The sequence below is a fragment of the Polaribacter sargassicola genome (assembly GCF_021991835.1).
Taxonomy (GTDB): Bacteria; Bacteroidota; Bacteroidia; order Flavobacteriales; family Flavobacteriaceae; genus Polaribacter; species Polaribacter sargassicola.
Genome location: NZ_JAHDAU010000007.1, coordinates 100,469 through 123,015 on the forward strand (window position 1 = coordinate 100,469; position 22,547 = coordinate 123,015).

The following is a 22,547-nucleotide window of genomic DNA, read 5'->3' on the forward strand; positions in this document are numbered from 1 at the left end:
TAAGGGCAAAGGTAACAATTTATGTAATAAAAAAAGTCTGTTAAAAACCGGTTAAAGTCAGTTAAAAACAAGTTAAACAGATTTTTTAAAAATGTTAAAATTGTATATTTGAGTAGTTAAATTAAAAATTTAGAAACATGAAGAAATTTTTTGGTTTAGTAGGAATGGCTGCACTAGGTGGAGTTCTTACATTAGGTGGCTATAAAATGCTATTTAATAATGAAGTGGTTGTAGAGAGAACAATTTCTCAACCAATAAAAACAATTACAGCAAATTATAACCCAGTTTTAGATAAAGTAAATTCAGTTGCAAATTCTATAGATTTTACTGTAGCTGCAGAAAATTCTGTACATGCAGTTGTACATGTTAAAAATACAGCAATAAGGACACAAACTAATCCTTGGGCAGAGTTATTTTACGGAGGCGGAAGTGGAACAAGAAAGTATGAACAAGTAGGTACAGGGAGTGGTGTAATTATTTCGCCAGATGGTTACATTGTAACTAATAATCATGTAATTGATGGAGCATCAGAATTAGAAGTAACATTAAATAATCAACATAAATTAAAAGCAGAATTAATAGGTACAGATACAGAAAATGATATTGCTTTATTAAAAATAGATACAGATATAGATTTACCATACATACCATTTGCAGATTCTGATAATATAAAAATAGGAGAATGGGTTTTGGCCGTTGGTAACCCATACAATTTAACGTCTACTGTAACTGCAGGTATTGTAAGCGCAAAAGGTAGAGATTTAGAAGGTAATACAGCAATAGATTCTTTTATTCAAACAGATGCAGCTGTAAACCCAGGTAATAGTGGTGGAGCTTTAGTAAACTCTAAAGGAGAGTTAGTAGGTATTAATACTGCTATTAGCTCTAAAACAGGTTCTTTTGTAGGATATTCTTTTGCAGTACCATCTAATATTGCTAAAAAAATTGTAGACGATTTAATAGAGTTTGGTAAAGTGCAACAAGCAATTTTAGGTATTACTGTTGATACAAGATACCAAGAAGAAGGTGTAAAAGTTGCAGGAGTAACAGAAGAAGTAGAAGGAGCAAAAAAATCTGGTTTAAAGGCTGGTGATATTATTAAAAAAGTAAATAGTGTAAAAATTACTAAGTTTTCTGATTTAAAAGGGCAGTTAACAGCAAAAAGACCAGGGGAGTTTGTAAATGTAACTATAGATAGAGATGGCGAAACATTGGTTAAAAAAGTAGAATTATCAAAATCTATAGAAAGATATATTTCTTCTGTTTTTCAATGGGAATTAAAAGATTTATCTAAAGATGAAATTAAGAAGAAAGACATTTCTAAAGGTGTAAAAATTATTAGAACTGGTAAAGATGAAGATGAAGAGAATTTAAAAAACTACATTATTACTAAAATAAATAATAAAGAAGTTGGCAGTGCTAAAGAAACAGCACAACTTTTAGATAATTTAGTAAGCAATAGATATAGAGTGGCAATAGAAATGATAAACCTAGATGGAGAGATAGAAAGATATATCTATAGATAAATAGTAGTTAATATTGTTAATAATGAAGATCCTGATAGAAATATCAGGATTTTTTTATTTACGAAAATTCTACGAAATCGATTTCGTAATTCTAAAAAAAGAAATACTTTTACTCAAAATTTTAAAATAGGTTATGTTAAAAAACGTAAATTACGAAGAAGAGGTATTAGCACAGGCTAAAAATAAAAGAGTAGTTGTAGAGTTTATAAACATTGTTAATGATTTATGGTACGATAAATCTATAGAGTTGGTTTTGTTTAGAAACTCTTTAGTAAATAAAAGAGCAAGCGAAATTTTAAATTTAATAAATTACGCAAAAGAGTTTGTTGGTAAAAAAATTACTATAGCAGATACTTTAGAAATAGCTAAAGCAATACAGCAATTAGATTTGCCTTCATCTAAACTAGATATTGGTAAATTGGCTTATGAGTGTCAATTAAATATTACAAAATGTAACGATAAATTAGCTTTTGTTAAAGGTAAATTAAAGGATGCAACAACATCTAAAAATATAAAACCTAAAGATGTTGTTTTATATGGTTTTGGTAGAATAGGTCGTTTATTAGCTAGAGAATTAATGACTAAAATGGGTAAAGGTTCTCAATTAAGATTAAGAGCAATTGTAACTCGTGGAGAAATTACAGAAAATGTTTTAGAAAAAAGAGCTTCATTACTAAGAATAGATTCTGTACATGGCGATTTTTTAGGAACTGTAGAAACAGATATAGATAATAATGCACTAATTATTAACGGAACAACTGTTTACATGATTTCTGCTAAACAACCAGAAGATATTGATTATACAGAATACGGAATTTCGGATGCCTTAATAATAGACAATACAGGTGCTTTTAGAGACAATGTTGCTTTGGCAAGACATTTAAAAGCAAAAGGTGCAAGCAAAGTTTTATTAACGGCGCCAGGTAAAGGTGTTCCTAATATTGTACACGGTGTTAATCATAAACAAAATAACCCAGATAATGTAGATATTTTTTCTGCAGCATCTTGTACAACAAATGCAATTACACCAATTTTAAAGGTTTTAGAAGACAATTTCGGAATTAAAAAAGGTCATTTAGAAACCATTCATGCATACACGAACGATCAAAATTTGGTAGACAATATGCATAGCAAAAACAGACGTGGTAGAGCTGCAGCTTTAAACATGGTAATTACAGAAACTGGCGCAGGTAAAGCTGTTTCCAAAGCAATTCCGGCATTAGAAGGCAAGTTAACATCTAATGCAATTAGAGTTCCGGTACCAAATGGTTCTTTGGCAATTTTAAACTTACAATTAAACACACCGGTATCAAAAGAAGCTATAAACTCTACAATAAAAAAGTATGCTATAGAAGGCAATTTGGTAGAGCAAATTAAATATTCTTTAGATAGTGAGTTGGTTTCTTCAGATATTGTTGGTACAACAGCACCATCAATTTTTGATAGTAAATCTACAATTGTAGATAAAGAAACTATTGTCATTTATGTTTGGTATGATAATGAATATGGTTATTCTCATCAAGTAATTAGATTGGCAAAATACATTGCAAAAGTTAGACGATATACTTATTATTAAAATCTCTTAGTGCAAATTCATTCAATACAAATTGAGTGTAAAAACCTCGGAATATTTATATTTCGAGGTTTATTTTTTAGAAGCTATTTCCTGCTTTCACTACTCGCTTTTTTTTCGCTTCGCTAGATTGGTTTCATAAAAAATATCTTTTTATAAAACCAATCTAAAAAAGAGCTCAAACACGCCGTTCAATCAGGGCTAAACCTATTTGCCTGCTTTTAGACAACTTAAAATTATAGAAAACAATTGTTTCATGTACTGTTTTTAGTATTTTTACAATTGCAAATAAGTCCTTTTTTTTAAGATGAATTCACAAGAAAAACTACCATATTATCAAATACCAGAACCATCAACAGAATATACAGCAGGTACAAGCACTAGCAGAATGGTAGATGGTTTAGGTTTTAGATATTATTGGGCAACAGAAGGTTTATCAGAATTAGATTTGGCATTTAAGCCAAATGCAGAAGCAAGAACAACAGAAGAAACAATAGATCATATTTATCATTTATCAATAAGAATTTTAAACGCAACATTGATAAAAGTAAATGGATCTAAAGAACCAAGTATGACTTTTGCAGAAAAAAGAAAAAAAACATTAGAAAACTTATTGCAAGCCAGTACTATTCTTAGAGAAAGTAAAGACGTTTCTAAATACAAAATTATATTTCCAGAAAAAGAATTTTCTTTTTGGTGTGTAATTAATGGGCCAATAGCAGATGCTATTTGGCACGTAGGTCAATTAGTATCGTTTAGAAGGTCATCTGGTAATCCTTTTCCAAAAGGAGTTAGTGTTTTAACAGGTACAAAACAAGATTAATTTTTCTAATTAAGAAATGACAAATCAACAAAAAATACAATCACTACGTGATGAGTTAAATACGCATAATTATAATTATTATGTATTAGATAATGCTTCAATTTCAGATTACGATTTTGATGTAAAACTTAAAGAATTAGAAAAGTTAGAGAAAGAAAATCCAGAATTTTTCGATCCAAACTCGCCAACACAAAGAGTAGGAGGTAGCATTACCAAAAATTTTGAAACCGTAGTACATAAAAATAGAATGTATTCTTTAGATAATTCTTATTCTAAAGAAGATTTGTTAGATTGGGAAAAAAGAGTTCAAAAAGTATTAGGCACAACAGAAACCGAATATACTTGTGAGTTAAAATTTGATGGAGCTTCTATTAATTTAACTTATCAAAACGGTCAGTTTGTTAAAGCTGTTACTCGTGGTGATGGTTTTCAAGGAGATGAAGTAACTAATAATATTAAAACAATTCGTTCAATTCCGTTAAGTATAAAAGAAGACTTTGTTTCTAATTTTGAGATGCGAGGAGAAATTATTTTGCCAATTGATGGGTTTAATAAAATGAATGAAGAGCGAGTAGAAAATGGAGAAGAAGCATACAGAAATCCAAGAAATACCGCAAGCGGAAGTTTAAAATTACAAGACAGCACAGAAGTAGCAAAACGTCCTTTAGATTGTTTATTATATCAAGTTGTTACAGAAGAACGTAAGTACAAAACACATTTTGAAAGTTTAGAAAATGCTAGAAAAGTTGGTTTTAAAGTGCCAGAAACAATTACGTTAGCAAAATCTATTGATGAAGTTTTTGAGTTTGTAAATCATTGGGATACTCATAGACATGATTTGCCTTACGAAACAGACGGAATTGTAATAAAAGTAAATAATCTTCAGCAACAAGAAGAATTAGGTTACACATCTAAAGCACCAAGATGGGCAATTGCTTATAAGTTTAAAGCAGAGCAAGTTTCAACAAAACTAAACGAAATTACATATCAAGTAGGTAGAACAGGTGCAATTACGCCTGTTGCAAATTTAGAACCTGTGCAATTAGCAGGTACAACTGTAAAAAGAGCATCTTTACACAATGCAGATCAAATTGCAAAATTAGATATTAGAGTTGGCGATACTGTTTTTGTAGAAAAAGGTGGCGAAATTATTCCTAAAATTATTGCAGTAGATTTTGCTAAGCGTCCAAAAAACTCCGAACATACAATTTACGCAACTCATTGCCCAGAATGTAATACAGAATTGGTAAGAACAGAAGGAGATGCAAAACATTATTGTCCAAATGAATTTGGATGTGCACCACAAATTACCGGAAGAATTCAGCATTTTATTTCTAGAAAAGCCATGGATATTGATGGTTTAGGAGGAGAAACAGTAGATTTATTACGTAAAGAAGGATTGATTACCAATTATGCAGATTTGTACGATTTAAAAGTTGAGCAAGTTATTCCGTTAGAAAGAATGGCAGAAAAATCTGCTCAAAATATGATTGAAGGAATAGAAAAATCAAAAGAAATTCCGTTTGAAAAAGTATTATTTGCACTTGGTATTCGTTTTGTAGGAGAAACAGTTGCTAAAAAACTAGCCAAGCATTTTAAATCGATAGACAATTTAATGGTAGCAGATTTTGAAACCTTAATTGCTGTAGATGAAATAGGAGACAGAATAGCGCAAAGTATTATCGATTTTTCATCAAATTTGGGTAACATTCAGCTTATTAATCGCTTAAAAGCATCTGGAGTTCAATTAGAGGTTTCTGCAGAAAGTTTAGAAAATCAAACTAATAAATTAGAAGGGCAAATTTTTGTAGTTTCAGGTGTTTTTCATCAAATGTCTAGAAACGAATTAAAAAAAGCAATTGAAGATAATGGCGGAAAAGTAAGTTCTTCAATTTCTAAAAAGACAAACTTTATTGTTGCTGGTGATAATATGGGCCCATCAAAATTAGCAAAAGCAGAAAATTTAGGAATTGCAATAATTTCTGAACAAGATTTTATTGATAAAATTTCTTAAAAAGGGCAATATTTGGCTTAATTAATGATTATTATTTTAAGATTTGAAAAAACTAATTTACATATATTTTATAATGAGTTCTTTTCTTTCTTTTTCTCAAAAGAAAGAAACAGATTCTCTACCTGTAAATATAGATGATTATGTGTTTGTAAAACCTGGCGATACATTAACCGTAAATCTTAATGAGTTTTCTTTAATACCAAAACCTAAATTTAAATCTAGAAACGATATTCGTTATTATTTATGGTTTAGAAGAAAAGTTTTTAAGGCTTATCCTTATGCGCAATTAGCTTCAGAAAGGTTAGATTCTTTAGATGCCAGAATAGAGAAAATTGAATCTAAAAGTAAACGAAAAAAGTATATTAAATTAGTTCAGAAATATATTGAAGGAGAGTTTACAGAGCAAATAAAAAAAATGACGACTACAGAAGGGCGTATTTTAATAAAACTAATTCATAGACAAACAGGGCAAACAGCCTTTGATAATATAAAAGTTTTAAGAAGTGGTTGGAAAGCTTTTTGGTACAACACAACCGCAAATGTTTTTAAACTTTCATTAAAAACAGAATATCATCCAGAATCTGTTAACGAAGATTTTTTAATTGAAAATATTTTGCAAACAGCTTTTCAGAATAATAAATTAAAACACCAACCAACAAGATTAGATTTCGATTTTACTAAAATTTTAGTAGAAAGAAAATCTATGATTGATGTTGAAGAATATAAATTAATGTTTGCAAAAAACAGTAAGAAAAATAAGAAGAAAAAAGATAAAAAATAAGTTACTTTAATTCTTTAAAACGTTTTCTGCCTAAAACAAAATACTGCCAAACAACACTAGTGTGTTTATTATAATCTAATTTCTTTTTAAGTTTTTTTCGTTTTTTTAAGAATTTTAAAAAATTTCTATAAAAACTAAAATGAGCTTTTATAATAGCAAAAGTATGTATTGGTCTTAATTCTATTAAGAACTTTAAACCTGCAATTCCGTCTAAGATTAAACGAGAAAAAACAACAAAAAGAAACCATTTTTTTGGGATGTTTTTTACAACATTTAATAAACTGTTTCTAAAATTTAAAAAAGTTTTATGTGGGTTTGTTTCTTGTAAAGTAGCGCCACCAACATGGTAAACCGTAGATGCACCAACATATTTAATAGAATAATTGTTGTTTTGAACACGCCAACATAAATCTATTTCTTCTTGATGCGCAAAGTAATCTTCATCAAAACCACCTAGTTGGTGATAAATTTTAGAACGGATAAATAAACAAGCTCCAGAGGCCCAAAAAATATCAGTTGTGTCATTAAATTGCCCTTTATCAGTTTCTAAATTATTAAAAACACGTCCTCTACAATAAGGATATCCATATAAATCTACATAACCACCACCTGCGCCAGCATATTCAAACTTTGTTTTGTCTTTAAAATCTAATAATTTAGGTTGTATAATTGCGGTGTTTTTATTCTTTTTAAAAACATCAATAATTGGGTTTAACCAATTTTTAGTAACTTCAACATCAGAATTTAATAAACAATAAATATCTGTATCTAAGTTTTTTAAAGCATCATTATAACCTTTTGCATATCCACCATTTGTGGTGTTTTTTATGATTTTAACAGACGGAAAATATTCTTGCACATATTTAATTGAGTCATCTGTAGAGGCGTTGTCTGCAATATAAATATCTGCCTGTGTAGTACTAAATTCTACTACAGATGGTAAAAACTGTTGTAAAAGTTTTTGCCCATTCCAATTTAATATGACGATTGCTATTTTCAAGTTGGCAAATTTACATTTAATAAATTACTTAACACCTAAAAGTGTAGCTAATAAAAGATGTTTTTGTTATTTGTAATTAGGTATTTCTCTTAAGAAAATGTAGGTTTCATTCTCAAAATCCATTTTGCAATAAAAATGTTGTAATCCGTTGGTAACAATTAAAAAATTAGCTTTTAATTTTAAATTATAACGCGCAATTTGATCAAAAGTGTCTTGAGTAATTTTAATAGAAGGTGCTTTGCATTCTACAATAATATCTGGTTTTCCGTTTGCATTAAAAACCAAGATATCAGTTCTTTTTTTTCTGTTATTTATTGTTAGTTGTTTTTCTAAAGCAATTAAAGAGATTGGATATTTTTTTTCTTCAATTAAAAAGTAAACATAATGCTGTCTAACCCATTCTTCTGGTGTTAAAACCAAATATTTTTTTCTTAGTTTATCAAAAATAAGCGTCTTATTTTCGCTACTTTTGAGCTTAAAATTATAGTTAGGTAGATTCAGTTTTTGCATCAATCAAAAGTAAATAAAAAATCAGATATGATACATTTAATAGTGGGTAATACTGGAGCGGGAAAATCTACCTATGCAAATAGTTTAAAATCTGATAATAACGGAATTATTTTTACTTTAGATAAATGGAATAAAGTATTGTTTTTTGCAGATAAAACAGAAAATGATGGTTTAGATTGGTTTTTAGAAAGAATAGAAAGAGCAGAAACTTTAATGCAAGATTTAATTTTACAATTAGAAAGCTCTAAAGTAGATAGTATTTTAGATGTTGGGCTTTCTAAATATTCTCATAGAGAAAAATATAGAAAATTTGCATTAGATAATAATTTAGAAGTTAAAATTCATTTTTTAGATATTCCTAAAAAAATAAGAAAAGAAAGAGTTTTAAAAAGAAATTTAGAAAAAGGTAAAACTTTTGAGTTTGAAGTAAGTGAAAATGATTTTGAATTTATGGAAAAATGGTTTGAAAAACCTACAAAATCAGAATTAGAAAATGCAATAGTTATAAAAGAGTAAATGAACGAGATTAGAAGCATTGTTGCAAATATTAAAAACGGAGATATAAAACCAGTTTATTTTTTAATGGGTGATGAGCCTTATTATATAGATAAACTTTCTGACTTTATAGAAAATAATATCTTGGATGAATCAGAGAAAGGATTTAATCAGCAAATTATTTACGGTAGAGATACAAGTATAGAAGATATTGTTTCTTCAGCAAAGCGTTACCCAATGATGGCAGAAAAACAGGTTATCATTGTAAAAGAAGCACAAGATTTAAGTAGAACCATAGAAAAATTGGTTTCTTATGCAGAAAATCCGCAGCCAACAACCGTTTTAGTTATAAATTATAAGTATAAAAAATTAGATAAAAGGAAAAAACTACATAAAGTAATTTCTAAATCTGGATTGGTTTTTGAAAGCAAAAAACTGTATGAAAACCAAGTTTCTGATTGGATTCGTAGAGTTTTAAGTGGTAAAAAATATCAAATAGAACCAAAAGCAGCTTTAATGTTGGTAGAGTTTTTAGGTACAGATTTAAGTAAAATATCTAAAGAATTAGATAAATTAACGCTTATTTTACCTAAAGAAACAATTATAAATGATACTCATATAGAAGAGAATATTGGTATATCTAAAGATTTTAATAATTTTGAATTAAAGAAAGCTGTAGGAGAAAAAAATATAGTTAAAGCAAATAGAATTATTAATTATTTTGCAGAAAACCCTAAAAACAATCCTTTAGTATTAACAGTTTCTTTGTTAAATAGTTTTTTTACGCAATTGCTTTTATTTCATGGTTTAAAAGATAAATCTAAAGGTTCTGTAGCAAAAAACTTAGGTGTAAGTCCGTATTTTGTAGACGAATATTTTGCTGCAGCAAGAAATTATCCAATGCGTAAAGTATCGCAAGTAATAGCTACTTTAAGAGATGCAGATGTTAAAAGTAAGGGAGTTGGCGCTAATCAATCAGATAAAGATATTTTAAAAGAATTATTATTTAAAATTTTACATTAAAATGGATGATAGAAAGGTCTTGTTTGAAGAATTGGGTACAATTGGTTTAACAACTGATGAATTTGAAAACCTTATAAAAGGATATCAAAAAATAACAATTAAAAAAGGAGATCTTTTAATAAAAAGCGGTACAGTAGTTAAAGGGTATTATTTTGTGATCAGTGGTTTTTTACGTTCTTTTATCATTGATTTTGAAGGTAATGAGGTAACAACAAATTTTTATGGTAAAGATGCTTTAATTTTAGAAGGACATTCTTTTTTTATGCAAATACCAACAAAAGAAGACATACAAGCTGTTGAAGATTGTGAGTTATGGGTAAAAAAACTAGAAACTTTTAATAAAGATTTTAATTTGTACAAAGAGTATAGAGATTGGGGAAGATCTCGTTTAGCAAGTGATTTTTTTAGCTTAAAAGAAAGAACTTTAAGTATGATTACAGATAAGGCTTCTTCTAGATATAAAAAGTTGATTAAAAATAATCCAGAAATTATAAAGAAAGCATCATTAAAACACATTGCTTCTTTTTTAGGAATTACAGATACATCTCTAAGTAGAATTAGAAAAGAAATTTCATAATTGTATTTTCTTGTCTTATGACAAGAATAAGAATATAAATGAATAGTATTTTTATCGAAAATAATTAATATTTAAAGCATTACATTAAAATGAAAAACATTTTTAAAAAAGAAGTTACAGAAGAGGTAATAGCAAGAATTAATAATTTATCTACAACATCTCAAGCCAGTTGGGGTAAAATGTCTGTGTCGCAAATGTTGGCTCACTGTTCGGTAACTTACGAGATGGTTTATACAGACAAACATGTAAAACCTAATGCTTTTACAAGATGGATTTTAAAAACATTTGTTAAAAATATTGTTGTATCAGAAAAACCGTATGCTAAAAACGGAAAAACAGCACCACAATTTATAATTTCTGATGAAAGAGATTTTGAAAAAGAAAAACAACAATTAGTAGCTTACATTGTAAAAACCCAAGAATTAGGTGAGTCTTATTTTGATGGTAAAGAGTCTCATTCTTTTGGTAAATTAACTATTAAAGAATGGAATAATTCTTTTTACAAGCACTTAGATCATCATTTAACTCAGTTTGGAGTTTAATTTTTTTATTTGCTAAAATAACTTAATACCAACGTTTTTTATTCTTTTTAGAAGCTTCAGATTTTCTACCTTTACTATGTTTGCTAATAGTATTTGGTTGTTTTTTCTTATGTTTTGGTTTACTAATAGGATAAGGATGTTCTGTAATAACTTTAATTTGTTTTTCAATTAAATTTTCAATTAACTTAATGTAAGCATTTTCGTCTGGAGAACAGAAAGAAAATGCTATTCCAGATTTACCAGCTCTACCGGTTCTACCAATTCTATGCACATAAGTTTCTGGTATATTAGGTATATCAAAATTAATAATTGCATCTACATTTGTAATATCTATACCACGTGCAGCAACATCTGTAGCAATTAAAATATTTGCTTTTTTATCTTTAAAACTTTCAATAGCTTTATTTCTTATCGCTTGTGTTTTATCACCATGAATACTAGTTACTTTATAGCCGTTTTTAATTAAGGTTTGTTCTAGTTTATCAACACCAAATTTTGTGCGTCTAAAAATTATAATCTTACCATTTATTGTATTTCTTAATAAATGTAAACATAAATCGGTTTTGTTTTTTTTAGGTAAATAATACAATAACTGACCAATGTTTTTTGCTGTAGTTTCTTCTGGATTAATTTCTACTTTTGTAGGATTTCTTATAATGCTTTTTGCCAAATCATTAATCTTTTCTGGTATAGTTGCAGAAAAAAGTAAGGTTTGTTTTTTCTTTGGGCAAAGCGCTTCTATTTTTTTTACATCAGCAATAAAACCCATATCTAACATTAAATCAGCTTCATCTAAAACAAAAATTTCTATAGCACTTAAATCAATATTACCTTGTAATTGTAAATCAATCAATCTACCAGGAGTTGCAATTAAAACATCTACACCTTTTGCTAAAATTTCTTTTTGTGGTTCTAAAGAAACACCACCAAAAACAGCAGTAGTTTTTAAATTTGTGTATTTACTGTAATTAGAAAAGTTTTCTAAAATTTGTATGGCTAACTCTCTGGTTGGTGTAACAATTAAAGATTTTATTTTTTTGTTTTCTTCTTCAGTATTTTGTCTATCTAACAAAAGTTGAATAATAGGTAAGGCAAAAGAAGCTGTTTTACCTGTACCAGTTTGTGCAGAAACAATTACATTTTTTTTAGCTAAAACTAAAGGTATTGCTTTTTCTTGTACTAAAGTTGGTCTATGAAACCTTGCTTCGGCAACAGCTTTTAATATGTTTAAGTCTAAAGGTAAATCAGAAAATTGCATTAGTTATTTTTTTACAAAGGTAGTTGAAAAGAAATTATAGTTTTTACTGAATTTACTTTTTATAAAAAAAGCGATTTTAACTTTTATTTAACGTATTTATTTTAAACTACATAAAATATTTTATGTCCAACATACTCAAACCCAAACTTAAAAGAAATTGAAAAGAATTTTACTATTACTCTCGTTATTTATTTCTACATCATTATTCTCTCAAGTATTTACTGTAGAAGGTATTTTAAAAGACCAAGATTCTATTTTATTAAATGGAGCCACTGTGTATTTACAAAGTATAAAAGATAGTGTTCCTATTGCTTACGGAATTACTAATGACAATGGACATTTTTCTTTAAAAGTAAACCCTGGAACAGACTCTAAAGTTATATTTAATATTGCGTCTTTGGGTTATGAGCCTTATATGAAAGACATAAATGTACCATCTACCGGTAAATTAAATATGGGTTATATTGTTTTAAAAAACCTTACAGAACAGTTAGATGTTGTTACAATTATAGCACGTGCTCCGCCTGTTTTAATTAAAAAAGATACTGTAGAATATAATGCAGATAGTTTTAAAACTTTACCCAATGATAAAGCCGAAGACTTATTAAAAAAATTACCAGGTGTAGATATAGATATAGATGGAAACATAACTGTAAATGGTATAGAAGTAGAAGCCATAAATGTTGATGGTATGAAATTTTTTGGAGAAAAAAGTGGTGATATTGCTTTAAAAAACTTGCCAAGTAATGTTATTAGTAAAGTACAGGTTACAGATTATAAGACAGATAATCAAAAATTTACTGGTGAAGAATCTGATTCTGGTACTAAAGAAATTAATTTAAAAATTAAAAAAGGAAAAAATAGAGCTAGTTTTGGAGATGTTAAATTAGGTTATGGTACTGATGATAAATATCAAGTAAATGCAAACATTTTTAAATTGATAGATGGTAAACAAATAGGTCTTATTGCAGGAACTAACAATATAAATTTATCTAGAGGTTTTAATGCTTTGCCAGATACAGATACAAGTAATGGGTATATAGAGTCTGATTTTGTTGGTGCTAATTACACAAAAGGTAAATGGAATGAAACAAGAGTAAATGGTAATTATAGGTATAGTTCTCAAAATAGAGATTTTGATCAAGAAAGCCATAAAGAAACTTTTTTACCAGATTTTAATTATATAACAGATTCTAATAGTGATAGTTTTACAGATTCTGAGAACCATACAGCAGGTGCAGATTTAAAATTTATTATAGATTCTAAAGAAAAAAGATCTAAAAAGAAAATAGAAATTTCTAACGAAGCAAATTTTAAAAGTTCTAATGAAGAGTCTGGTTCTATGGTAGAAAGAGAGTCTTTTTATGACAACGGAGATTTAGTGAGCGATTATAATTCTAACAACGATTCTTCATCTTCTAATAGCGAGTTTAATAACGTAATTGGTATAACTTCTGTTTTAAATAACAAAAGCGATTATTTAAGAGTAAGATTAACTACAGATTTTACTAAAGAAGAGTCTGATAGTAAAAATTATTCAGAAAATACGCTTTTTAACAATGATGAAACAATAGTACAAGATCAAATAAATACAGCAGACAGTAATAGTAGTAACATTAATTTAAATGCTTTTTGGAGCAAAGAATTATTTGAAAATTTTAGATTGATGCCTAGTTATAGCGCAACGTTTTACTCAGAAAAAAATCAAAAAGATATTTATGATTTTAATAGTGAAACAGAAGAGTATGATAGCTTTAATGATGTTTTAAGTTTAAAAAGTAAATACTTAACAACTACATTAAAACCAGCTTTAAAATTAAGATATCAATATAAAGATTTTCGTTTTGAGTTTGAAGGTGCTTATATAAACACATCTAGAGACTACGAAGATAAGTTGGTTACAGAAAGAAATTTTAAGGCAGATTTTGATTATTTAACTTATTCTGGTAGAATACGTTATAGAGATGAAAACGGATATAAAAATATCACTTTAAACTATAATCAAAATGTAGATTTACCGTCTGTAAGTCAATTACAGCCAGTAGAAGATGTAAGTGATATTACTCATGTAATTGTTGGTAATCCTTTATTAGAGCCAGGTGTTAGCCATAATATACGTTTTCAATATCAAAATAATTTAGCTTATAATAACATTAATATTTCAGGAAACGCAAGAGCTCAATTTGTTCAAGATAAAATTATCAATTCAACAATTACAGATTCAAATTTAAATAGATACACAACTTATAGTAACATAGATGGTGATTATTCTTATTCGGGTAATTTAGCGGTTTCTAAATCTTTTTATAATAGAAAAACAAACATCAACTTAAATGCTGGTTTTAACGGAAGTTATAGTAATAGTTTGTCTATTCAGAATAACGTAAAATTTACAGCAAAAACAACAGTTTTAAAACCATCGGTTTCTTTTAGATATTCTTATGATAATAAGATTGATATAAGTACGGCTTATAGTTATTCTAAAAACAAAAGTATTTATGATACAGATGCTTTTAATGATAATAATTATTTTGTACAAAACTTAAATGTAGATACAAATGTATTTTTTCTAAAGAATGCTTTTTTATCTAATAAAGTAGCTTATCGTTACAATAGTAGAGTAGGAGATGAATTTGATGGAGATGCTGTTTTTTGGAATGCAGGTTTAGGTGTAGAGCTTTGGAATAATCAAGCTACGTTTTCTATAGTTGCTTATGATATGTTAGGTAAAAATAATGGTTATAGAAGAACAGTAACAGAAACATATATACAAGATGTAGAAAATAGAATTTTAGAACAATATTTTATGGCAACATTTGTATATAAATTCGGAAGTTTTGCTGGTCAAAAAATGAATGTTCCTGCTAATAGAATAGGTGGCGGTAGAGGCCGTTCTAGAAGAAATTAATGATAAAACTTTATTAAATATTTTTTACTTATTAAAGTTAAAAAACAAAACCTAATTAATGAGTTGTTATAAAGCTCAGTAATTAGGTTTTTTTATTTTTTAGAAAGATTTAATTCATCAATTTTAATTCTTTTCTTTTAATTTCATCAGATACTTTTTTCTGGTTCCAATAAGGTTCTTTTAAACTTTTTTTAAGAATAGCTTCGGTTATCAATCCATCTCCATTATCTTCTGTCCAAGATAATATTTTATAAGGAAATTCTTTTTCTACATTAATTGTAAGAGTTCTATTGTATTTTAAATAATCAATTTTATAATTTAATGTAGTATTAGTTTCTGTTTTGCTAATTTTAGCTTTTGTAGCTTGTAAATCTTTATAAGCAAAACGGCTGTATATTGTAGAGAAAATTAAATCGATTTCACCTAAAGGTAATTGTCCTTTATTTAAACGAATACGTGTCATAAGTTCATCTTCTAAAAGAGCTTTAGAAATATTCTTTTTTGTGTCTCCGTCTTTTTCAAAATAAGAAAATTGTTGAAATTGATAGTTATTTTCTTTTAAGTTTAATTGTGTAAAAGTATGACCACACCATTCTTGAATACTAGTGTTTAATTTTAAAGTATAAGGATGTTTATCTGTGTTAACAGGTGTAAAAGTAGAGCTTACAATAGAGTAATCGTAAATACCTGTTGTAAATTTTCTAACATTATTCAATTTCATTACAGAAACATTATCGTTTCCTGCTTTTTTAGCATTGTCTAATTTAACTTGTTTGCTTAAAGAAAAAGGTTCTGTTACAAATACTAAAACTACTTCACCTTTACGGATTTCTCCGTATCTAGATTGTTTTAGTTCGTAACTATTTAATTCTGCTTTTCCAGAATACCAATAATCATTAAATTGTTTTTCTTTAGTAAAAACTTCGGTTTTTTTAATAGATGTTGTTTCTGTTTTTTGAGGTTCTTTGTCAGATTTACAAGCAATGATGAAACATATGTATGGAAAAATAAATATTTTTAAAATTGAATTCATAATTTTTTAGATTTATTTAATAGATAAAACTTTTACAAAACTTCAATTTTTTCGTCGTATTAAATAGATAGTACTTACTTATGTTATAATTAAAAAATGAGAAGATTTAAGAGAGCTTTATAAGCGTTCTTCAATCCATTTTTTAAAACTGAAAAAGTTTTGTGGTGCAACTCCATGACCTACAGGATACTCAGAATACGTGCTGTTAAAACCTAAATTATCTAAAAAAGGTTTGCTTTTTCTTGCCCATTCTATCGGTAAAACTTGGTCTACAGTTCCGTGAGAAGAATAATAATTAGTTTTAATTTCTTTAGAAATTGATTCTGGTAGCAATTCATCATTAATATAACCGCTTAAAGCAATTACATTTTGTACTTTATTAGGATAGAAAAAGCTTAGAGAGTAACTTAAAATAGCACCTTGGCTAAAACCTAATAAAAATGTTTTATCAGGATCGGTTTTGTACTTTTCTTTTATTTCATCAATAAAAAGAGCAATCATATCTAAAGATTCTTTTGCTTGTTTTAAATCAGAAAATTTACCATTTATTTCATCAAAATTAATAGCAAACCAAGCGTAACTATTAAAACCTAAAGAATGAGGTGCTTGTGCACTTACAATTAAAAAATCATCTGGTAATTCTTCTGCAAAAGAAAACAAATCTTGTTCATTACTTCCGTATCCGTGTAATAAAATTAATAAAGGTGGATTTTCTATTGTTTTTTTAGGTTTTCTAACTAAATATTGTAAATCGCTCATTTTTGTACTTTGTTTTAAATTTTATGAAATATTTTTAAACCACTCTTGAAATTGTTCTCCTACAACTGGAGCCAATTTTTCTTCGCCTTTAAAAGCACCAATTAAAGAAATAATCCATAAAATAAATAGAAGAAAACTTACAATACTACCAGCAGTAGAACCAAAGAATTTATAAATTATCAATCCATTTAAAAATTGAAAAATATTTAAACCAACCATTTGTCTAATGTAAAAACTGGTAAAATAATTCTTTTTACTGTTATTCATAACAAAAGCAACTAGCAAACCAATAACCCAAAAATGACTAATAATTGCTGCTGTTTTACCTTCTTTAACTGTGTAATTTTCCATTAGATTTAGTTTATAACAAGTTGGTTGTTCGCAAAAATTCCGTATACAATTCCTTTTAATTTTTTATCTAAAAAAGCACTGTTTTTAGAAGTTGATAAAATATGAGATTTTGTAAAGACATATTTTTCATCAGGATTAAATAAGGTAATTTCTGCTTTGTTATTTTCTTTAATTGTATGGTTTTCTAAACCAAAAATAGCTTTAGGTTTGCTTGTTAAATTATCTATAAAGTCATTTATATTTAAAACCGTGTTAATTGCGCCAAAAGCACTTTCTAAACCAATGGTTCCATCTTTAGCTTCACTAAATTCTAGTTTTTTATTTTCTATATCAATAGGGTTGTGGTCAGATGTAATAATATCTATTACTCCAGATTTTATTCCTTTTTGTAAAGCTTCTATATCTGTTTTTGTTCTTAAAGGAGGTGTTACTTTAAAGTTACTATCAAACCCGTGTAATTCGTCATCAGAAAGCGTTAAATGATGCACAGCAACGCTACAAGTTACTTGTAAACCTTTCTTTTTTGCTTCTTCTATTAAAGTTAAAGATTTTGCGGTAGATATAGTAGGTATGTGTAGTTTTCCGCCAGTATATTCTAATAAAAATAAATCTCTTGCAATTTGTATGTGTTCTGCTAAATCAGGTACTCCTTTTAAACCAAGTTTTGTGCTGTTTATACCTTCATTTACAATTCCTTCTCCCGCAATCGCTTTATTTTTAGGAAAACTAAAAACCAAACCATCAAAGTTTTGAGCGTATAAAAGTGCAATTTTCATCAAATTATCATTGGCAACAGGTTTGTTGTAGTCCGCAAAAGCAATTGCACCAGATTGTTTCATGTCAAATAATTCTGCCATTTCTACACCTTCGCTATTTTGAGTTAAAGCCGCAATAGGGTATAAGTTGGTTGCAAATCCGTTAGCTTTGTTTATTAAAAACTCTACCGAAGATTTATTATCAATTACAGGGTTAGAGTTTGCATTAACAGCAACAGCAGTAAAACCGCTTTTTGCAGCAACGTCTAATCCTTTTTTTATTGTTTCTCTTTCCTCGTAACCAGGTTCGCCAAAAGAAACACTTGTATCAAACCAACCGCAAGAAACATGTAAATTATCTAACTCTACAATTGTATAGTTTTCTTTTGTTTCTATAGAATCTTCTATTTTATCGATGATTCCGTTAGTAATTAATATGTCTTTTTGTTGATTGTGATAAGGACTTGAAGAGTCTATAATCGTTGCCGATTTTATAAGAGTGGTCATTTTTTTAAGAATTTTAAAATCAAAATTTCTAAAAACAAAGATACAATTGCCAACGTTAAAAACCATTTCCAAAGTGAATGAACTTCGTTTTTTTTGTTTATTTCTTTAAAAACATTTTTTACAGAGTTAGAAATTGTAACATTTTTATTGGTTTTTTTAATTTCGTTTAGGTCTAAAAAGTTAAGTAAGCTTTCTTCTTTTGGATAATTGTAAGCTAATTTTTGAATTGTATCTACATTTTTTACGATGTTATAAAAACCAGATTTTAAAGGTTGATCATTTGTGGTGATGCTAACTTTATTTTTAAATTTTTGTTGCATCGGAATAAATGAATTTTGATGATTGGTAATTTTTAGAACATTGTCTTTTTTTAGATTTGTTTCTACATCAATTTTGTTTTCTAAACCAATTCTGTAAAATAATTTTGATTGTTGAAAACTCCATTTTCCGATGTTGTAAAAAACAGGAACTATAAGAGGAGAATTTGTAAAATTACTGCTGTTTTTATTTAGCGGACTTGCTACCCAATAAACCTTATTTTTTTCGTTTTTTATTTCAGAAATGAAAGCAATATTATTTTCTAAAGAAATTATTTTACTTTCATTTTTTGATGAAATTGCAAAGTAACTTTTTACAAAAGGATATTGAAAATTTGTAATTTTTTTAGAGAAAACATTTTTAAAAATTGGATGACTAAAATTGATGTCTGTAATTTTTAAACTATCTGTTTTTTTAGAAATTATTTTACCTAAATCTAACTTATTTAAAAGTAAATTATAAGTGTCTTTTTTTGAATTTTCAGCCGGAATAATAATTACATTTCCACCATTATTAGAGAAGTCAATAATTTTATTTATTAAAATTTCAGGTATGTTTTCAAGCTCATTTAATATTATTAATTGTTGTTTATCTATGATGTTATAATTGATGTTTTTTACAAAATTATGAGTAAAGTTAAACTCGTTTTTTGTGTAGATTTTTGGTAGAAAATCAGACCTGTTTCCTATTGATAAAATGTTTGTTTTTTGATTGTTTTTTATACTGAAATAAAAGGTATTGTCAAAACTAAAAATGTCGCTAAAAATTATTTCTATTTTCCCGTTAAATTCTTCTTGACTTTGAATGGTGACTTCAATTGTTTTAGTAGAGTCTTTCTCAAAAGAAGATGAGAGTTTGTTAACCAATTTTGTGTTGTTGTAAATAGCTAACGGAATGTTCTTTTTTTGTTCTCCTTGGTTTTTAACAACAATATTTAGCGTAAAATTAAGACCGTTTTTATTTGTGGTAAATACACTGTCTATAGATAAGTTGTTTTTTAAAGTACTTTTTAGTTTTATAAAGGAAAAAGTGGGTGTTACATTTGTAAACTCACTTTTGTAAGTATTCTGAAAATCAGAAATTAATATAGTTTTATATAAACTAATAGTTTTATTATTTTTCTTTGTGTTAAAATTGAGTAAAACATTTGATAAATCTACTTTTTTTGAAGTTTCTTTAGTGTTTAGTAGAATATTTTTTAACTCACTTTTTGTAATTTCAGAATAAAAATCAGAATTTGTTTGCAGCGAATATACATCTTTTTCTGATGTGTATTCTATAATTTCTTGTATAGTATTTTGTAATAAATTTCCTTTCTCTCCTTTAGTGTTTGTACTTAAAGAATTGTCTAAATAAATAAAATTATGTTGTTTTTTATTAATGTTTTTATTACTAATATATGGTTGAGAAAAAGCAAAAAGTATCGCTAAAAATAATAGTAGTCTTGTTGCTAAAATTAACCATTTTTTTATAGTAGAACTCTTACGGTTTTGTTGTGTTATTTTTTTTAAAAATGCAACGTTTGTAAAAGGTGTTTTTACAAACTTTTGTAACTGAAAAAGGTGTACTAAAATTGGTATAATTAGTAGTGCTAAAAAATATAAAATTTCAGGATTTTTAAATTGCATTTATTTTTTTTAGAGATTTATTTATAACTAATTTATTACAAAAATTAGAAATAGAAAAGAGGTTGTTAATTACTAATTAAAACTTTTCGAAAACACCTAAACCAAACAAAGCAAAATCGTATTTTACAGGATCTTTTTTATCTAATTTTCGTAAGTTATTATCGAGTTCAGAAAGTGCTTTCCAGTCGTTTTGTTTTCTTAAAAGTAGTTTTAATTTTCGTGCTACATTACCAGAATGTACATCTAAAGGACAAGATAAATTGGCTGCTTTATGTGTTTTCCAAATGCCAAAATCTACTCCAAAATTATCATTTCTGACCATCCATCTTAAAAACATATTTATACGTTTTGCAGCAGAATTTTTTAACGGATCAGACACGTGTTTTTGTGTTCTTTGTTGATGAGGAATTTCAAAAAAAACTTCTTTAAAATGGTGAATTGAGTTCTTATAATCGGTCTCTTTTTCATCAACTTTTAAAACATTTTCTAACCCTTTATGTTGCGTATAAATATGTTTTAAAGAGCTAATAAATTGCTGTAAATCGACAGAATTAAATGTTCTATGCACAAAATTTTCGAGTGATTTTAATTCTTTTTCAGAGTGATTCAACACAAAATCGTAAGGAGAATTATCTAGTAAACCCATCATTTTAGATGCATTTTTAATAATCATTTTTCTGTTTCCCCAAGAAATGGTAGCGGTTAAAAAACCAGCAATTTCAATATCTTCTTTTATAGAAAATAGATGAGGAATTTGTATGGGGTCAGATTCTATAAATTTAGGATTGTTGTATAAAATTACCTTTTCATCTAAAAATTCTTTAAGCTCAGATTTTTTCATTATTTGTTATTCTAAGATAAAACTCATTAAATATAAAGTGCAGTTATAAGCACCATGTAAATAGATAGACCAAATTAAACCGAACTTAATTCTAATGTATCCAAAATAAAAACCGACAAGTAATTGTGGTAAAATTAATATAGGAGAAAGTAAAAGTACGTTTGTAGTAATTTGATAATTAGTAATATGTATAAAACCAAAAATTATAGAAAAAAAATAAAAACCATACTTAAATAAAATTGGTTTTTTAAACAACGTCATAGGTGCTCTAAAAAGAAGTTCTTCTATAATTGGGCCAACAACAGCGGTTATTAACAAAGTTTCAAGAACGCCCATGTTCTTAAACATTTCTTCTAATTTATGTGTATTAAAATCTACAAGCTGTAGTTCTTCTATAACAGAGTATATTGGAGTTAAGAATAAACTTGTTAAAATTGAAATGATTAATAATTGAAATAATATTTTAAGCTTATATGAAGTTTTTTTAGAAGTCTCTTTTTGTAAAACAGGATTTTTTAAATAATTAATTAAAAGGAAAAAGGTTTCTTTCATATTAATTTTTATTTATTTTTTTTTAAAAGAGTAAAATTTAATGAGCAATAATACCGTCTTTCATTGTTAGTTTTCTATCTGCCATATTTGCCAAATCTTCATTATGAGTTATAATAACAAAAGTTTGCCCAAATTGATCACGAAGTTTAAAAAACAACTCATGTAAATTTTTGGCAGATTCACTGTCTAAATTTCCACTAGGTTCATCAGCTAAAATAACAGAAGGGTTGTTTATTAGAGCTCTTGCTACTGCAACTCTTTGTTGTTCTCCACCAGAAAGTTCGTTGGGTTTGTGGTTTATTCTATGCGATAATCCTAAAAAATCTAACAGCTCTTTAGCTCTTTTTTCGGTTTCTTTTTTAGATTTTTTAGCAATATAAGCAGGTATACAAACGTTTTCTAAAGCAGTAAATTCTGGTAAAAGTTGATGAAACTGAAAAATAAAACCAATATGATTGTTTCTAAAAGAAGAAAGCTCTTTATCTGCTAAGTTTTTTAAAGAAGTATTGTTAAGTTTTAGCTCGAAGTTTTTTTCTTTTAAAGGTTTATCTAAAGTACCTAAAATTTGAAGTAAAGTTGTTTTTCCTGCTCCAGATGGGCCAACAATAGCAACTATTTCTCCTTTTTTAATATCTAAATCTACACCCTTTAAAACTTCTACATCCCCATAATATTTGTGAATGTTTTTACCAATTATCATACTTATAACTTTGTAACGAATGTATAAAAAAGAAATCAGAAAAACTGTTAAGCTTTTCTGATTTCTTAAATTG

General features: G+C 27.3%; 21 protein-coding genes. 10 read left to right on the plus strand and 11 right to left on the minus strand.

Annotated elements, in window-relative coordinates:
* The first annotated feature begins 137 nt into the window (after positions 1-137).
* The 5 genes from KI686_RS12245 (at position 138) to KI686_RS12265 (ending at position 6,717) form a co-directional block, all read left to right on the plus strand.
* Complete coding sequence (locus tag KI686_RS12245) at positions 138-1,526, plus strand: trypsin-like peptidase domain-containing protein (RefSeq protein ID WP_237589609.1); 1,389 nt, start codon at positions 138-140, stop codon at positions 1,524-1,526.
* A 133-nt stretch (positions 1,527-1,659) separates the two neighbouring features.
* Positions 1,660-3,102 (plus strand): glyceraldehyde-3-phosphate dehydrogenase, encoded by a 1,443-nt coding sequence (locus KI686_RS12250; RefSeq protein ID WP_237589610.1) that lies wholly within the window; start codon positions 1,660-1,662, stop codon positions 3,100-3,102.
* Between the two features lie 304 nt (positions 3,103-3,406).
* Positions 3,407-3,922 (plus strand): DinB family protein, encoded by a 516-nt coding sequence (locus KI686_RS12255; protein ID WP_237589611.1) that lies wholly within the window; start codon positions 3,407-3,409, stop codon positions 3,920-3,922.
* Between the two features lie 16 nt (positions 3,923-3,938).
* Positions 3,939-5,936 (plus strand): NAD-dependent DNA ligase LigA, encoded by a 1,998-nt coding sequence (gene ligA, locus KI686_RS12260; RefSeq protein WP_237589612.1) that lies wholly within the window; start codon positions 3,939-3,941, stop codon positions 5,934-5,936.
* A gap of 73 nt (positions 5,937-6,009) precedes the next feature.
* Positions 6,010-6,717, plus strand: a complete 708-nt coding sequence (locus tag KI686_RS12265) for a DUF4294 domain-containing protein (protein WP_237589613.1) — start codon at positions 6,010-6,012, stop codon at positions 6,715-6,717.
* Between the two features lies 1 nt (position 6,718).
* Here KI686_RS12265 and KI686_RS12270 read toward each other — a convergent pair whose 3' ends face one another.
* Positions 6,719-7,717: a glycosyltransferase family 2 protein gene (locus KI686_RS12270; protein WP_237589614.1), complete on the minus strand. Its 999-nt coding sequence runs from the start codon at positions 7,715-7,717 to the stop codon at positions 6,719-6,721.
* 66 nt (positions 7,718-7,783) lie between these two features.
* On the minus strand, positions 7,784-8,227 hold the full coding sequence (locus tag KI686_RS12275) for a type I restriction enzyme HsdR N-terminal domain-containing protein (protein WP_237589615.1): 444 nt from the start codon (positions 8,225-8,227) through the stop codon (positions 7,784-7,786).
* On the opposite strand from KI686_RS12275, the gene KI686_RS12280 reads away from it, so the two are divergent.
* The 4 genes from KI686_RS12280 (at position 8,222) to KI686_RS12295 (ending at position 10,864) form a co-directional block, all read left to right on the plus strand.
* Positions 8,222-8,743, plus strand: a complete 522-nt coding sequence (locus tag KI686_RS12280; RefSeq protein WP_262913993.1) for a P-loop nucleotide/nucleoside kinase family protein — start codon at positions 8,222-8,224, stop codon at positions 8,741-8,743. The genes KI686_RS12275 and KI686_RS12280 overlap by 6 nt on opposite strands.
* The gene (holA, locus tag KI686_RS12285; RefSeq protein WP_237589617.1) at positions 8,744-9,745 is read left to right on the plus strand and encodes a DNA polymerase III subunit delta; all 1,002 of its coding nucleotides are present in this window, start codon (positions 8,744-8,746) and stop codon (positions 9,743-9,745) included.
* Between the two features lies 1 nt (position 9,746).
* The gene (locus KI686_RS12290) at positions 9,747-10,322 is read left to right on the plus strand and encodes a Crp/Fnr family transcriptional regulator (RefSeq protein ID WP_237589618.1); all 576 of its coding nucleotides are present in this window, start codon (positions 9,747-9,749) and stop codon (positions 10,320-10,322) included.
* Between the two features lie 89 nt (positions 10,323-10,411).
* Positions 10,412-10,864, plus strand: coding sequence for a DUF1569 domain-containing protein (locus tag KI686_RS12295; RefSeq protein WP_237589619.1), 453 nt, complete (start codon positions 10,412-10,414; stop codon positions 10,862-10,864).
* A gap of 22 nt (positions 10,865-10,886) precedes the next feature.
* On the opposite strand, the gene KI686_RS12300 is transcribed toward KI686_RS12295, so the two are convergent.
* Entirely contained in the window at positions 10,887-12,122 is a 1,236-nt protein-coding gene (locus KI686_RS12300) for a DEAD/DEAH box helicase (protein ID WP_237589620.1), read from the minus strand.
* A gap of 157 nt (positions 12,123-12,279) precedes the next feature.
* Between KI686_RS12300 and KI686_RS12305 the strand changes: the two genes are divergently transcribed.
* A complete protein-coding gene (locus tag KI686_RS12305; protein ID WP_237589621.1) occupies positions 12,280-15,030 on the plus strand; it encodes an outer membrane beta-barrel protein in 2,751 nt (916 codons plus the stop codon).
* Between the two features lie 109 nt (positions 15,031-15,139).
* On the opposite strand, the gene KI686_RS12310 is transcribed toward KI686_RS12305, so the two are convergent.
* The 8 genes from KI686_RS12310 to KI686_RS12345 all read right to left on the minus strand — a co-directional run bounded on the left by KI686_RS12310 (position 15,140) and on the right by KI686_RS12345 (position 22,474).
* The gene (locus KI686_RS12310; RefSeq protein ID WP_237589622.1) at positions 15,140-16,063 is read right to left on the minus strand and encodes a septum formation inhibitor Maf; all 924 of its coding nucleotides are present in this window, start codon (positions 16,061-16,063) and stop codon (positions 15,140-15,142) included.
* A gap of 117 nt (positions 16,064-16,180) precedes the next feature.
* Positions 16,181-16,822 (minus strand): alpha/beta hydrolase, encoded by a 642-nt coding sequence (locus tag KI686_RS12315; RefSeq protein ID WP_237589623.1) that lies wholly within the window; start codon positions 16,820-16,822, stop codon positions 16,181-16,183.
* Positions 16,823-16,843: 21 nt separating this feature from the next.
* Complete coding sequence (locus KI686_RS12320; protein WP_237589624.1) at positions 16,844-17,173, minus strand: hypothetical protein; 330 nt, start codon at positions 17,171-17,173, stop codon at positions 16,844-16,846.
* Between the two features lie 5 nt (positions 17,174-17,178).
* Positions 17,179-18,435 carry a dihydroorotase gene (locus tag KI686_RS12325; protein WP_237589625.1) on the minus strand — a complete coding sequence of 419 codons (1,257 nt, stop codon included), beginning with the start codon at positions 18,433-18,435 and terminating at the stop codon, positions 17,179-17,181.
* Positions 18,432-20,381: a BatA domain-containing protein gene (locus tag KI686_RS12330; protein ID WP_237589626.1), complete on the minus strand. Its 1,950-nt coding sequence runs from the start codon at positions 20,379-20,381 to the stop codon at positions 18,432-18,434. Before KI686_RS12330 ends, KI686_RS12325 begins: the two co-directional genes overlap by 4 nt.
* Before the next feature lie 76 nt (positions 20,382-20,457).
* Positions 20,458-21,222, minus strand: coding sequence for a TIGR02757 family protein (locus tag KI686_RS12335; protein ID WP_237589627.1), 765 nt, complete (start codon positions 21,220-21,222; stop codon positions 20,458-20,460).
* Positions 21,223-21,228: 6 nt separating this feature from the next.
* Entirely contained in the window at positions 21,229-21,774 is a 546-nt protein-coding gene (locus tag KI686_RS12340; RefSeq protein WP_237589628.1) for a CPBP family intramembrane glutamic endopeptidase, read from the minus strand.
* A gap of 37 nt (positions 21,775-21,811) precedes the next feature.
* Complete coding sequence (locus KI686_RS12345; RefSeq protein WP_237589629.1) at positions 21,812-22,474, minus strand: ABC transporter ATP-binding protein; 663 nt, start codon at positions 22,472-22,474, stop codon at positions 21,812-21,814.
* Between the last annotated feature and the right edge of the window lie 73 nt (positions 22,475-22,547).